8 protein-coding genes are annotated in these 13,782 nt (G+C 56.0%); 3 read left to right on the top strand and 5 right to left on the bottom strand.

What is annotated here, in order from left to right:
- Positions 1 to 54: 54 nt before the first annotated feature.
- On the bottom strand, positions 55 to 1,077 hold the full coding sequence (locus OHL21_RS20405; protein ID WP_263419149.1) for a LacI family DNA-binding transcriptional regulator: 1,023 nt from the start codon (positions 1,075 to 1,077) through the stop codon (positions 55 to 57).
- Positions 1,078 to 1,212: 135 nt separating this feature from the next.
- On the opposite strand from OHL21_RS20405, the gene OHL21_RS20410 reads away from it, so the two are divergent.
- Positions 1,213 to 2,955 carry a glycoside hydrolase family 28 protein gene (locus OHL21_RS20410; protein WP_263419150.1) on the top strand — a complete coding sequence of 581 codons (1,743 nt, stop codon included), beginning with the start codon at positions 1,213 to 1,215 and terminating at the stop codon, positions 2,953 to 2,955.
- 52 nt (positions 2,956 to 3,007) lie between these two features.
- Here OHL21_RS20410 and OHL21_RS20415 read toward each other — a convergent pair whose 3' ends face one another.
- The 3 genes from OHL21_RS20415 to OHL21_RS20425 all read right to left on the bottom strand — a co-directional run bounded on the left by OHL21_RS20415 (position 3,008) and on the right by OHL21_RS20425 (position 9,634).
- Positions 3,008 to 4,612 carry a rhamnogalacturonidase gene (locus tag OHL21_RS20415; RefSeq protein WP_263419151.1) on the bottom strand — a complete coding sequence of 535 codons (1,605 nt, stop codon included), beginning with the start codon at positions 4,610 to 4,612 and terminating at the stop codon, positions 3,008 to 3,010.
- Positions 4,613 to 4,747: 135 nt separating this feature from the next.
- Positions 4,748 to 5,941, bottom strand: a complete 1,194-nt coding sequence (locus tag OHL21_RS20420; RefSeq protein WP_263419152.1) for a glycoside hydrolase family 27 protein — start codon at positions 5,939 to 5,941, stop codon at positions 4,748 to 4,750.
- A 90-nt stretch (positions 5,942 to 6,031) separates the two neighbouring features.
- Positions 6,032 to 9,634 (bottom strand): TonB-dependent receptor, encoded by a 3,603-nt coding sequence (locus OHL21_RS20425; protein ID WP_263419153.1) that lies wholly within the window; start codon positions 9,632 to 9,634, stop codon positions 6,032 to 6,034.
- A 406-nt stretch (positions 9,635 to 10,040) separates the two neighbouring features.
- On the opposite strand from OHL21_RS20425, the gene OHL21_RS20430 reads away from it, so the two are divergent.
- Complete coding sequence (locus OHL21_RS20430; RefSeq protein ID WP_263419154.1) at positions 10,041 to 11,396, top strand: alpha-L-fucosidase; 1,356 nt, start codon at positions 10,041 to 10,043, stop codon at positions 11,394 to 11,396.
- 117 nt (positions 11,397 to 11,513) lie between these two features.
- Entirely contained in the window at positions 11,514 to 12,686 is a 1,173-nt protein-coding gene (locus OHL21_RS20435; RefSeq protein ID WP_263419155.1) for a glycoside hydrolase family 88/105 protein, read from the top strand.
- 132 nt (positions 12,687 to 12,818) lie between these two features.
- Here the strand turns inward: OHL21_RS20435 and OHL21_RS20440 are convergent, their stop codons facing one another.
- Positions 12,819 to 13,622, bottom strand: coding sequence for an IclR family transcriptional regulator (locus OHL21_RS20440; RefSeq protein WP_263419156.1), 804 nt, complete (start codon positions 13,620 to 13,622; stop codon positions 12,819 to 12,821).
- Between the last annotated feature and the right edge of the window lie 160 nt (positions 13,623 to 13,782).

A 13,782-nucleotide genomic window follows, 5' to 3' on the forward strand; every position in this document is an offset into this window, starting at 1 on the left:
CCGAAACGTCCATGGCTACCGATCAGCGATATCAGCTTTGCAATATGTTCGAACTTATTTACTAGCCGACTTTCGATCGCGAAGAGCCGGCCCCGTGGAATCGCGGATCACGAGTGTGGAGCTCACCATGGACTGATGTCCTCTTCCGTGAGGATGCTTTGCCAGAACATCCAAAGCCCGAAACAGCGCCTGCGCCAGTTCCTGCCGCGGCAGGCGTAGCGTCGTCAATGCGGGATAAACGATCTCGCAGAGCTCAATGTCGTCAAACCCAATGATCGAGATCTCTTCAGGAATGCCGACGCCCTGCGCACGCGCTACGCGCATGGCTCCAATCGCCGTAAGGTCATTCGTTGCCAGAATGGCAGTCGGACGCGTTTTCATCGCCAGGATCTCGCGCATGCCGGCCTCTCCACCGCTGATCCGGTAATTTCCCGGAAGAACAAACTTCGGATCGTACTTCAATCCGGCTTCTTCGATTGCAGTACGGAAACCCTCCACACGATGCTCTGAGATCGTCAGGCCAAGTGAGCCACCGATATATCCAATGCGGCGATGCCCCAACCGCTTGAGATGTTCCACCGCCTGCTTCATGCCGCTTAGATACTCCACGGCAACGTCACTTACGCCGCGCGCAATACTGCGACGGTCGAGAGTGACAAGCGGAACCCGATTATGCATGAGCGATTCGATCGGTTGCGTTTCTATTTCCGCCGCAAGCAGGGCAACCGCATCCACCTTTCGGATCAACATTCGGCGAATGGTCCGCTGCAGCTTTGCGGGCTGAAAATCGGTCGTCGCCATCAGCATGTCCTGATCGTTGGAGACCAGGATGGCTTCAAAGCAGCGAATCAGTTCCGGAAAGAAGGGATTCGTGATGTCGGGAATGATAAGCCCGAAGGTGCTGCTGCGCCCGTACTTCAGAGTCGTCGCACTTCCATTGGGAACAAAGTTCGTCTTCTCGATCACCCGCTGAACGCGTTCCGCGGTTTCAGGGCGCACGAGGGGCGATCCATTGATGACCCGTGAGACCGTTGCGCTGGATACGCCTGCGATCTTCGCAATGTCTCGCATGTCCATGTGGGAAGAGACTCTCCAAAAGAGCGGAAATCACGGCGAAATTCACCGATTGAACTTAGTTTATAGGTTGACTCATGTATACGAATACATCTATCGTTGTCCCACCTCGAATTTCTTCGATCCGGACACCATTCCATGCCTGAAAACTATCTTCCTTCCGCACAAGGTGCATCTACTCGTCTCACGCGCCGTCAGTGGCTTGAAAAAGCTCCTCTGACAGCCCTTGCCGCGGGAGCTGCCTTCGACATGCTTCCGAAACAGGCTCATGCAGCAGCTCCGTCGCGAAGCGACATCGATCTCGGAAGCCGCGTCTACAACATTCGCAGCTATGGCGCGAAGGGTGACGGCGTTGCACTGGACACTAAAGCCCTGCAGGCAGCCATCGATGCATGCAATCACGATGGCGGAGGCACGGTCCTCGTACCTGCAGGCACCTTCCAGATCGGTACCGTAGAGCTGAAGAGCAACGTTACGTTGCATATCGCTGCGTCCGGCAAGCTGCTGGGATCGGCGGACGGAAAGCAGTATCACGCTGTCGATGCCATTCCGCTTAGCGGAGATACCACGCTCATCGACGGCAACTGGGCGCTGCTGTATGCCGTCAATGCCACCAACGTCACTGTCGAAGGCCCGGGAACGATCGATGGACAGGGTTATCAGTTCCACTCCCCAGTTCGTGGACAGAAGCCACCCAGCGGTCTGGGTGGTAACAGCCGGCCGTACCATATCCTGGCCTATCGCTGTGAAGGCCTCCGTGTACGCGACATCGACCTCCTTGACTGCGCGTATCACAGCATCCGGGTCATTCAGAGCAAGCGCGTCCACATGGATGGCATCTATATCCATAACCGGGTAAACGGCAATAATGACGGTTTCCACTTCATCAGCGCGCAGTATGTCACGGTCAACAACTGCATCATTCTGTCGCAGGATGATGCCTGTGCCTTGTTCGGCAGCTGCCAGAATGTTGCCATCACCAACTCCATCTTCAGCACCCGCTGGTCAGTCTTCCGCTTCGGGGGCGGCTCTCCGCGCAATATCACTGTCTCCAATTGCGTTCTGATGCAGGTATACGGATGCCCGATTAAGTTCCAGGGCAATCCCGGCTCCAGCTATGAAAACATCAACTTCTCGAATATCACTCTGGATCAAGTGACTGGCCCGATTCACGTCAGTGTCGGTCCGCGGCAGCCTCGCGCCAACGCTCCGCGTGCCGATGATATGGCCACGGCTCCACGTGAGGAGTCAGGCGCACCTGCAGTCCTCCGCAACGTCTCGTTCAGCAATATTCAGGGAACCGTAACCACTGATCCTCCGCAGCTTGCGGAGGCCAAAGTCACCAGCAACTACAACCCTGGAGAAAAGCACTCCTGCATCACCCTTACCTGCAGCGGAGGCGCGACCATGGAGAACGTCTCGCTCTCCAATATCAATCTCACCTTCGGCGGCGGCGGAACAGCAGAGGATGCCGCCCGGAGAGACCTTCCTGAGATCGCCGGCGAGTACTTCATGATGGGACCGATGCCTGCCTATGGACTCTATGCCAGGGGCGTCCATGGTCTGACCGTCGAGAACGTGAAGTTCCGGCTCGCCTCGTCGGACCTGCGGCCGGCGGTCATCTTCGATCGCGTAGTCGATGCTTCCATCCGCGGCCTGAATGTCGAAGCCGACAGCCAGACGGAGTCTGCCGTACGCTTCATCAACAGCAAAGAAGTCCTTCTGACAGATCCCCGCATGAAGGGCGCCCCGCAGGCATATCTTCAGGTGGAAGGCGCCGGTTCAGAGAAGATCACACTCGACGGAGGCGATGTCTCCTCGGCGAACCTTGTGAAGTATGCGGCCAACGCAAGCAATGGAACAGTAAAAGTCCGGGCTTAACTGCAACTTGAAGGGAAATGGCCCTCATGCTCTCATGAGGGCCGTTTCTCTTCTAGATATCCCGTTTATCGATCTTTGCCTCTCGAACGTCTTTAATCGACTTACAGCCAAAGACACGGAAGTCACTGACATCCTGAAGATGAAAGGCCGACCCTTCCGGCGCCTTAGTCTTGATACGGAAGCAATCTGCACCATCGACATCATTCATCCAGAAAGCAGGCCTCGCGTCCGGATTTTCAGAGATGATCTCAACATTGCTGAAGTCGATGTTCCTTACGTGGCGGACAAAGAAGCCGTGTGCCGGCAAAGTACCGAACATCCTCGGCTCCGGATAGTCATTCGGTTTCTCGGCCGGCTGTAGAGCCGCCATCTCTGAAGTGCCGCCACCGAACTGATGGACATAGACATCGCTAACTTTTACATCTTCGATGTAGTGCCCGGGAACACCGCTGATAATGGAGGACAGCTCTGTATTCGCTCCATAGCAGGTAATGCCGCTCATGATTACACGCTTGAGCGTGCCGACAGGGGTGCCGGCCGGTCCCCGCATTCTGGTGCCAAGTCGCAGGAAGAGCGGGGAGTTACGAATATCACGCATCGTGATGCCGACGAAGGTAATGTCTTCCAGCAGCGCTCCGTCAACTGATTCGAGCGCAAAACCACGGCAGCTTTCAAAGACGCAATTGGAGATGGTGATGTTCTTGAAGCCACCGTTCGACTCCGTTCCACATTTGATACGGCCGGTTGGAACGACTTTGAACTCAGGTGGATGTCGTTTAAAGGTTCCATCCAGCAGCGTCCCAAGCTGATAGCCGCCGGTCACATAGCAGTTGGTGATGGTCACATTTTCCGTGGCGCGAGCGTATCCGAGCGCGAAGGAGCTCTTGGGGCAGATACCGTCATCCCAGGGAGAGTTGACGCTGCAGTTCGACACACGCACGTTGCGGCAGCAATCGATATCCATACCGTCGCGGTTGGTGTCGATCTTCAGATTGTCGATAGTGAGGTTATCGACGCCTGTGGCCAGGATGCCGAAGTGTCCACCCTCAAGGATCGAGAAATCACGAAGAACGACATTGAAGCAGTTCTTGAGCGCGATTGCCTTGTTACCCGCTCCTGGCTTATCGGCCTTAGGACGATCCTTATCCGATAATCCACGGCTGAGTCCTTTGCCCCAGATCAGGCCGGTGCCGAGGATTGCGAAATCATGAATCCCCTCGCCCCAGATGAGACTGTTGTGCCAGTGATTGTGACCGTAGTCCTGGTACTCCTCCCAGGGCTGACGCTCACCAGGCGGATCGTATCCATCCGTCCCACCCTCAAGGGGTGTACTTGCGGCAAGAATCGTTGCGCCCTGCTCGATATACAGGACGATATTGCTCTTCAAACGAATCGAATAGCTGGCATATACACCGGCTGGGAAGAGGACTGTTCCGCCTCCCGCAGCAGCTGCCGCCTCGATGGCGCGATTGATGGCAGGTGAATCAATCGTCTTACCATCTCCCTTCGCTCCATATTTTCGAACGTCGAAGATTGAACCGACCGCGGGTGTCGGAGCGGGTGCGGCCAAAGCTCTCGCTCCGACAACTGCCGGCGCTAATGCTCCGGCAACACCGGTGCCAACAAGCTTCAAAAAGTCTCTGCGGAATGCGTCCATCGTGAGCTCCCTGTTGTGATTGCTAGAACATTTTCCCTGTTGCTGCGTATCCCAAAAGAGGAGTGCAGCGGCGTTTTCATTACGGAAAACGCCATAGATGCGGACCCCCTACACTCCACCTACAGGGAAAATGCTCTACTGCGATACCTTCAAGAAAACGACTCCGTGTGCCGGGACTGTGGCCTGGAAGGAACTCTTCACATTCTTAAGCTCTTCCCCTTTCCACAGATCACGCGCTTTTACCGGACCGGTAAAGCCCAGAGTGCCGAAGTCGACTGTCGTTGTAAGAGCGGAGTGGTGCCGATTGAAGATACCCACCGCCTGCGATCCATCCGCAAGATGACGAGACCAGACCTCAATCGGACCTTCAGTGCTGACCCGATCCCCCTGCTTCCCTGCCGCATCCTGATCGACAGCGATGACTTCCTTGTTGGTCAACAGAGCGAGTGTCTCGGGAGTCATGGAGGAGAGATCGTTCCCGGCAAGCAGCGGCGCCGCGAGAATTGCCCAAAGGCTCATGTGAGTTCGGTACTCGTCGGTTGTCATACCGCCGTTCCCGACCTCGAGCATGTCAGGATCGTTCCAGTGCCCAGGTCCAGCAAACCGCGCAAGCCCAGCCTGGCTGAAACCGATCTCCGCCATCTTTGCGTACTTGTCGGAGATGTCGCCCGTCGTCCGCCAGAGATTCCCGCCGACCTCAGTGCCCCACCGCCATACAGCATCCTGACCATACTGGCAGAGGCCATAGATGATGGGACGGCCGGTATTGCGAAGCGCGACATCCATCTTCTTATAGGAGTCGATCATGATCTTGTGTGCTTCTTCAGGATTACTTGCAGCCTTCATCTGCTCTTTCAAGCCGCATAGATCGTACTTCAGATAGTCAATTCCCCAGGCAGCATAGGTCTTCGCGTCCTGTTCCTCGTGGCCGAGACTTCCCTCAAACTTTGCGCAGGTCTGGCTTCCGGGTGAAGAATAGATGCCCAGCTTCAAACCTTTACTGTGGACAAAGTCGGCAAGCGCCTTCATATCGGGAAACTTGCTGTTGGTTTGAATATTGCCGTTGGCATCCCGTCCTGCTTCCCAGGTGTCATCGATGTTGATGTAGACATAGCCCGCGTCGCGCATGCCGCTGGAGACCATCGCCTCCGCTTGTGCCCGGATAACAGCATCATCCACTTTGTTTCGAAAATGATTCCAGCTATTCCATCCCATTGGTGGACGCTGAGCAAGCTGATTGGAACTGTTTTGTGCTTGCGCACAAGGCAAAGCAGAGCAAAGCGCCAAAGCGGTAGCGCCAAATACAGAAATGCGATGCAACAGAGACATGACAACCCTTTATTGGTTCCGGCCGGAGAGGCCGAATGAAAAAGTGGGTCACGGCTGTTCGGAAGCCGTGACCCAGGAGGTAACCAACGTCTAGAAGTTGATGCGTCCGGAAAGCTGCAACTGGCGCGGCCCGCGATCGCCGGTCAGATTTCCGAAGGTTGCGAAGTTTGTGGTTCCATCGGTGTTGAAACGCGCCGTGTTATCGATGGCATTGAACGAGGCATGGTTGAAGACGTTATACGCCTCGCAGCGGAGCTGGAAGAGAATGCCCTCCCGTATCGGGACATTCTTATTGATCGCCATATCCATATTGTTTGTTCCTGGTCCACGGAAGACGATGTTGCGCGTGATGCCCGGTGTATCGGGTCCTGGAACCGCCCCGTATGTGGGCAGAACGAAGGCGCTGGTATCGAAGTACTTCGTTACCGTCCGCTTGTCCTTGGAAAGGACCGGGTTCGAGGTTACAACCGCACGGGCTCCGTCTCCACCACCGGTCAAATCGATGCCTGACGTGTTGAGCGTAATGCCGTACGGAGTTCCGCTGACCAGCTCAGCAATGCCGGAATACTGCCAGTTATCCAACACAGCCTTCGTCGCCCAGTTAGACCACAAAGTGCTGCCCTTCGGCAGATCCCACAGCCAGTGAACGACAAAGTTGTTGGTGCGGTCATAGCTGGCCAAAGAGTAGTTCCAGAAACGGCGGTCCTGATAGGTGGCCACTGTTCCGTTCACGGCATCCGCATCGGTCATCGCCTTCGACCAGGTGTAGACCACACCAAATTGCAGCCCTTTAGCAAAGCGGCGTGTCAGTTGCGCCTGCAACGAGTGATAGTTGGATGTGCCCGAGTACGAGCGAAGATTGATAGCGCCATAGCCCGGAGTTGGACGGAAGAAGTTGTCGTTCAGCGGAACAGGCTGCTGAACAGTTTTCATAACCGTCGTCGGCGAAACCGTGTTGTCGATGTTCTGCGCCTGGAAGTGCGAGAGATAAGGCACCAGGTTCTGGTTGATCTGCTCGCTCAGATGGCGTCCGAAGGTACCAACATAGGCAACGTCAATGACCGTGCCTCCGTTGATCGCGTGCTGAACGCCAACCGTCGCGTTGAAGATTGTCTCCATCGGACGGTTCGGCTGCAGGATTCGGGTATCCTGCGGGCTGATCGTAGAGATACCTGCGCCGCTGCAAGCGGAGCCCGAGCAGTTGTTGGCAAACTGGCGGGCATCACCGTAGTTCTGTACTGGATTGGTGACGATGGGTCCAATCAGCGAATAGTCGCCTACCGTACCGCCTCCTTCGCGCATGTTATAGAACAGGCCGCTTCCGCCACGGATCACCGTCTTGGAGTTTCCAAAGGGGCTATAGGCGAAACCGAAACGAGGAGCCACCAGCAAGCCATTGCTATAGCGCAGAGACGTCGGATAGCTAGGATCAGTGTTGACCACCGATCCATTGAAGAAGTCGCCTGAGTTCGGTACGAATTGCCCAATGTAGACGGCAGGCAGCAATGGATTTCCCGAAGAACCTGGGGCGCCAGATGCTCCCGGATCGATGGCGTAACGCGTTCCGCCTTTCGTGATCTGATATGGCCGGTACAACCTCGGCACCTTCGCATTGTTGTACCGGCTCGGAACGTAACCAGCACCGTTGCCCGGCTTCAGCGTCGTTGGCAGGTCATAGCTGAACCGGACGCCATACTCCAGGGTGAGGCTAGGAACCACCTTCCAACTATCCTGCAGATACCATTCCAGCACCTTCCACGTCGGCGCATAGTCGGTCGTGTTGCTTCCTTCGGTGTACGAGTTATAGGAACCAAGAACGGCATTGGCGTAGGTATAACCCGTGTCATTCGGATTTGAAGAGTTGGTATCGAAGGAGAACTGTCCATCGAACGTCGCGCCCGTATGCCGCTGAATATACAGGCCCTTCTGGTAGTAGATACCTGCCTTAGGAGTATGGCGGTTAAAGACCTTCGTAACACCGTCCGTCACCTGCCAGGAACGCGTATCGTCGGAGAGTGGGAAACGGTTATCGAAGAGGATCGATGGGCTGTTGAGAATTGCGAATCCGGTACTGCCAGCGAAACTCGCCCGCGGTACCAGCTTCAGCGGGTTGATAGCGGGGTTGTACTGTCCGAGATTGATGCCCAGCTTATCTTTCTGGAACTTGGCAATGTCAGAAGAGTTGGAGAAGCCGGTTGTCTCATTCCAGCTCGCGAAACCGATGTTGAGCTCATTGATCAGTGTCTGAGTTGGAATATAGGTGATGTTTAATGTCGCATTTCTTGATGGCGTAGAGTAGGTGAAGGGCACACCCCACTGCATCGCCGCATTGACTGCCGGAGCATTCGGGCCGTCGTTCGTGGTCGTCATATGCGTGCCGCGGAAGTAAGTATGCAACTGGGTGAACGGGTTGTAGTCAACCCTCAACACCTGCTGATTCACAGGGTTCTTCGTCACTCCCTGGTTGACGTAGTTATAGCGGCCGCCATTGATCGTACCGCTGGCGTTTGGCAAGGGCAGAATGCTCATCAGCTTCTGCGTGTCGGCGTCGATGCGGCTGGCTGGGATCTTATTGCCAGGAAAACATGCGGCAGTGTTCCCAGCTTGGCATTTCAAGCTGGAAGGCTGCGTTGGATCCCTCACGTAAACCTGGTTGCCGCTCTTGTCGACGCTCTGCGAGAAGTCACCCGTGCGTTCCAGCGCTGTCGGCATCATGAACTGACGCAGCGTTCCAGGCTTCTGCGTAGGCCAGATTTCCTGTGAGAAAAAGAAGAAGATCTTGTCTTTTCTCTCATTCAGAAGGCCGGGGATGAAGAACGGTCCACCAACGTTATAGCCGATGGTGTTGTAGCGGCTTATCGGGCGAGGAACATAGGTCTTATTCTTATTGAAGTAGTCGTTGGCATTGAAGGCTTCGTTGCGGTTGTAGTAGTACGCCGAGCCGTGGAAGTTCCGTGAGCCCGACTTGGTCACAATCTGTACTACCGACCCGGCGGCCTGGCCGTACTCAGCCTGGTAGTTACCCAGAAGCACCTTCACTTCGCCGATCGCGTCATAGTTCATCGGCGTATCGAGGTTCGGGCCACCACGAGTATTTCCCGTGGTTCCATCCACACTCAGGCTGTTGTAGTCGCCGCGTACGCCATTGATGGTACCGGCGCTCTGGGTTCCGAGTTGGCTAGCACCGCCTCCGTCCTTAACGACGCCGGGAAGGACGCGAAGCAGCGCCGTGACGTCACGTCCCGCGGTCATCAGGGTGGATAGTTCCTTCGAGTCGAGGAGCGCCGAGCGTTCACCGCTCTCCGTCTGTACCGGTGTGCGGTCTGCCTGGACCTCGACGGTCTCCGACTGTGCGCCGACCGCCAGGGTAATGTTACCGGCGGAGAGACGCTCGTTAGCGCTGAGGTTCAGGTTCTCTTTCTCGAAGGCCTTGAATCCGATGAGAGCGATTCTGACCTTGAATTGACCGGGCTGGACGGCGGGAAAGACAAAATCGCCCGATTCGGCGGTCTTTGCCTCACGCACTTCCCCGGTTTGCACGTTGAGGAGCTGTACCGTAGCTCCGACAATGTTGGCGCCAGATGGGTCTACAACGTGACCGCTGATCTGGCCGCTGGTGCTTTGAGCATGGATGGAAACAGCGGTCGCGAGCAACACCAGCAGAAGAAATGGCCTCAAAAACGATCTGATCATTACAACTTCCTTTCGCGCCTCAGATGTCGGTCCTAAGCCAGTGAGTATGAATACGTATACAACTCGCGAAACGTATTTATGCATTCAGAGGAGCGGGCATCATCGTGCGTGATCCATTCAGCCTTTGTCAATGAAAAATTTTCTCTGTAAAAACATGCTTTCAGGAATGAATCGCCTCAGAAGCCAGCCCCAGCGTCCGATTACGGAAACCCCAAATCTTTCTTGACAGTGTTTCTTGCACACGTATACATTTCTGTGGCATTTTCCTCCTCTTCCCTAAGAAAATCCGCCCGGCCGCCAGGATTTCATTGACCATCCTTTGATGGTTAATGAAAAATGCTTTTCATATTTGACAATCGCCTATCGCCACAGCTAACCGTCTTACATCGCTTCAGGAGGAACCTTCGTGCTCAGCAAGAAACTTATCGATCGCCGGCAGGCGCTGCTCGGGACCGCGGCTTCGATCGCCGGACTCGCGGCGCCAAAATTCGGCTTCGCCCAGCAAACCGTTTCCAATCAGGCCTACACCGGAAAAGCGCAGCCCGGCGATGAAACCCGCACGCAACGCCTGCAATGGTGGCACGAAGCAAAGTTCGGCATGTTCATTCACTTCGGCGTCTACAGCAGCATCATGCGCCACGAGTGGAACATGGAGAATGAGGCTCCTCCGATTGAGGAGTACATGGCGCACGCGAAATCATTCAAGCCCTCCCGTACCGGGCCTCGCGCCTGGGCCAAGCTGGCCAAACGCGCCGGCATGAAATACATGGTTCTGACGACGAAGCATCACGAGGGCTTCTGCAACTTCGAAACCAAGCTCACGGACTACAACGCCGTCAAACAGGGTCCCGGCTTCGACATCGTCAAGGAATACGTGGATGCAGCCCGCGCTGAGGGGCTCCGCGTCGGCTTCTACTATTCACTTATGGATTGGCATCATCCGGACGGCGCCCACTGCGCTACCGACGAGGCCGCCCGCAAGCGGTTCGTGGAATATACCCACGGGCTGATCCACGACATCCTCTCGAACTACGGGAAGATCGACGTCCTCTGGTACGACGTTCCCTGGCCGCTGGACGCTGACGGATGGGAGTCCAAACGGATGAACGAGATGGTCTTCAAGCTGCAGCCGGAGATCGTGGTCAACAACCGGAACAAGCTCGACGGAGACTTCTCTACCCCGGAGCAGAAGATCGTCGCGGAGACCGGTGGCCGTGCCTGGGAGTCGTGCATGACCCTGAACGATAGCTGGGGCTACCAGCGGGCCGATGATGCGTGGAAGACCTCCAAGACCGTCATCCGCAACCTGATCAGCTGCGCGCGCGATGGCGGAAACTACCTGTTGAACATCGGGCCCAAGCCTGATGGTTCCATCCCGGAGGAGTCCGTCCGCATTCTTACTGAAGTCGGCGACTGGATGTCGGCCAACGGAGAAAGCATCTACGGCAGTGATCTCTGCCAGCCGCGCCGCTCCAACTACGCCAGCTTCACCCGGAAAGGAAACACGCTCTATATGCATGTTCACTTCTGGCCGGGCGAGTACGTTGCGATCGGCGGGCTTAATGTGAAGGTGAAGAGCGCGAAATTCCTCAAAGGCGGCAAGCCCGTCACCTTTACGCAAAATGAGTGGCACGTTAAGTTCACCGGCCTGCCCGAGAAGGCTCCGGACTCGCCGGTAACCACCATTGCTATCGAGTGCGATGGCGAGCCGACTCAGGACAACATTCGCGTCCGCAAAGAAAAACCGCGTGCCGGCGTCTAGCCAGCAGAATTCGTAACCGCCGCCGGGAACCGCATCTGGAAATAAACCGTGCGAGACCGGCGGCGGTTTCGTATCAGAAGCCCAGCACTATCGCTATCTGCCCAAAGGAAGACACACATGACAGACTTCACCCGAAGAGATTCGTTCAGGCTGCTTGCCGCAGCGCCTCTGCTCACCACAGGCCTGCATCGCGCCGCATGGGCGATGAAAGCAGAAAAATCTTCAGCTCAGCCCGACTGGTCCCGCCTGGTGATCGACGGCATGCTGCATCGCACGCCGGACCCGCGCAATCTGAGTGGTTGGGGCTATGCTGTTTCTCTCTTTCTCTATGGGCAATATCTCTTCTATAAGCGAACCAAAGAACGGAAGTACCTGGACTACATCCAGGGCTGGGTCGATAAGCACGTCAACGACGGAGGTGTGATTGACCGTCCAATCACCGCGCTGGACTACGTACTGCCCGGCAATCTCCTGCTGATTCTGCATAAGGAGACCGGGCAGAAGAAGTACAAGACCGCAGCGGACACCATTCGTCACACCTTCGACAATTATCCGCGCACCGAGGACGGGGGATTCTGGCATGCACTCTCACGCCAGCATCAGCTTTGGCTCGATGGCATCTTCATGGGGATGCCTTTCCTCGTGCGCTACGGCGTGGCCTACGGGGAAAGCAAATATACATTCGATGAGGCGGCAAAGCAGTTCCAGATCTATGCCAGCCATCTCAACGATCCGAAGTCCGGCCTGATGTTCCATGCCTATGATGAGTCCGGCGCACAGCCCTGGGCGGATCCCTCCACGCACCACTCGGCATATTTCTGGTGCCGCGCCATTGGCTGGTTTGGCATGGCCCTGATCGAGGTTCTTGAACTGATGCCTCACTCCCATCCGCAGCGGGAAAAGCTGATCGCCCAGCTTCGCCAGCTCTGCGAGGCGTATACCCGTTATCAGGACAAGGAGACCGGTCTTTGGTTTCAGATTGTGGACAAGGGAGACGATCCGAACAACTGGCGCGAGACCTCGAGCTCCTGCATGTACACCTACACTCTCTCGATGGCTGTCAAACGTGGATATATTGCGAAGCGCTATGCCGAAGTTGCAGCCAAAGGCTACAAGGGCGTCCTCACGCAGCTTTCAAAGGATGACGACGGCTTCGGCCATATCGCCAATATCTGCGAAGGCACCAATGTGGGAGATCTGGCGTACTACTACAACCGCCCACGACGAACGGACGACTTCCATGGCCTGGGAGCCTTCCTCATCATGAACGAGCACATGCGCACCGTGTAACAAGACGTCGAGAGCGATGAGACCATTTTCCCTGTAGGTGTAGAGCGGGGCTTCCGCATCTATGGGCGTTTTCCGCAATGAAAACGCCGCTGCACTCCGCTTCCGGGATACCCAGCAACAGGGAAAATGCTCCTAGACGTGCAGTCCGATCGCTTTCGACACTTCCTGTGCCCCGGCACGCAGCATCTCTGTAATGCTTGCCGGAGAGATATGAGCATCCATGTGGTCGATGTACGGAATGGTGATCGCCGCGATGGCTGAGCCGGTGTGATCCAAAACGGGGAAACTGAAGTTGACTACGCCGCGTACCTGGTAGCTCTCGCGCTTCTCGAACCCTTTCTTCTGGATGAGCGCCAGATGGGCTTCGAGGTTCTTCGGCGGTTTGCGGCCGGTCTCACGCTGCCACTCCGTCAAGGTCCGCTCCTGCTCCGCCTTATTCTGGTGAGCCAGGATGACATATCCGGACGAAGCCTCCATGATATCGACCGTCGAGCCAAGCTTGACGTAGAAGCCAACCGAGGTTGGCGCGTTGACCTGCGCCAGAATCACGACACGGCCGCTCTCGACGACACCCAGATGGCAGGACTGCATGGTCTGCGACGCCAGGCGGTGCATAACCGGAAGAGCCTCGCTGATAAGACGCTCGGTGGGCGGATGCTCCTGCACCAGCTTGAAGAGCTTCAGCGTCAGAGAATATTTCTCCGCGCCGGCCTGTGCGATGTATCCCCGATGCTCCAGACAGAGCAACATGCGAAAAATCTCTGAGACGCTGCGGTTCAACTCTCGCGCGATCTGGCTCATGCTCAGACCGACGGTCTGATGGGCCAAAAGCTCGATCACATCCAGTCCCTTGTCGAGGGCGGGAGCGGCGTAATCGTTCTTGAGGTTGCGCTTAGTTCGCGGGCTGGCTTGCTTGGCGGTCTGTTTAAGGCTCATGGGATTTATGTGGATACTTTAGAGCATTTTCCCTGTTGCTGGGTATCCCGGAGGAGGAGTGCAGCGGCGTTTTCATTGCGGAAAACGCCCATAGATACCGAAGCCCTACTCTACACCTACAGGGGAAATGCTTTAATCGCATTTTCCCTGTTGCTGGGTA

Source organism: Terriglobus albidus, assembly GCF_025685425.1.
GTDB classification, from domain to species: domain Bacteria; phylum Acidobacteriota; class Terriglobia; order Terriglobales; family Acidobacteriaceae; genus Terriglobus; species Terriglobus albidus.

What these genes read in the sequence shown, in the direction of transcription:
- OHL21_RS20405 (WP_263419149.1), bottom strand. Translation starts at nt 1,077, where the DNA reads ATGGACATGCGAGACATTGCGAAGATCGCAGGCGTATCCAGCGCAACG.
- OHL21_RS20410 (WP_263419150.1), top strand. Translation starts at nt 1,213, where the DNA reads ATGCCTGAAAACTATCTTCCTTCCGCACAAGGTGCATCTACTCGTCTC.
- OHL21_RS20415 (WP_263419151.1), bottom strand. Translation starts at nt 4,612, where the DNA reads ATGGACGCATTCCGCAGAGACTTTTTGAAGCTTGTTGGCACCGGTGTT.
- OHL21_RS20420 (WP_263419152.1), bottom strand. Translation starts at nt 5,941, where the DNA reads ATGTCTCTGTTGCATCGCATTTCTGTATTTGGCGCTACCGCTTTGGCG.
- OHL21_RS20425 (WP_263419153.1), bottom strand. Translation starts at nt 9,634, where the DNA reads ATGATCAGATCGTTTTTGAGGCCATTTCTTCTGCTGGTGTTGCTCGCG.
- OHL21_RS20435 (WP_263419155.1), top strand. Translation starts at nt 11,514, where the DNA reads ATGACAGACTTCACCCGAAGAGATTCGTTCAGGCTGCTTGCCGCAGCG.
- OHL21_RS20440 (WP_263419156.1), bottom strand. Translation starts at nt 13,622, where the DNA reads ATGAGCCTTAAACAGACCGCCAAGCAAGCCAGCCCGCGAACTAAGCGC.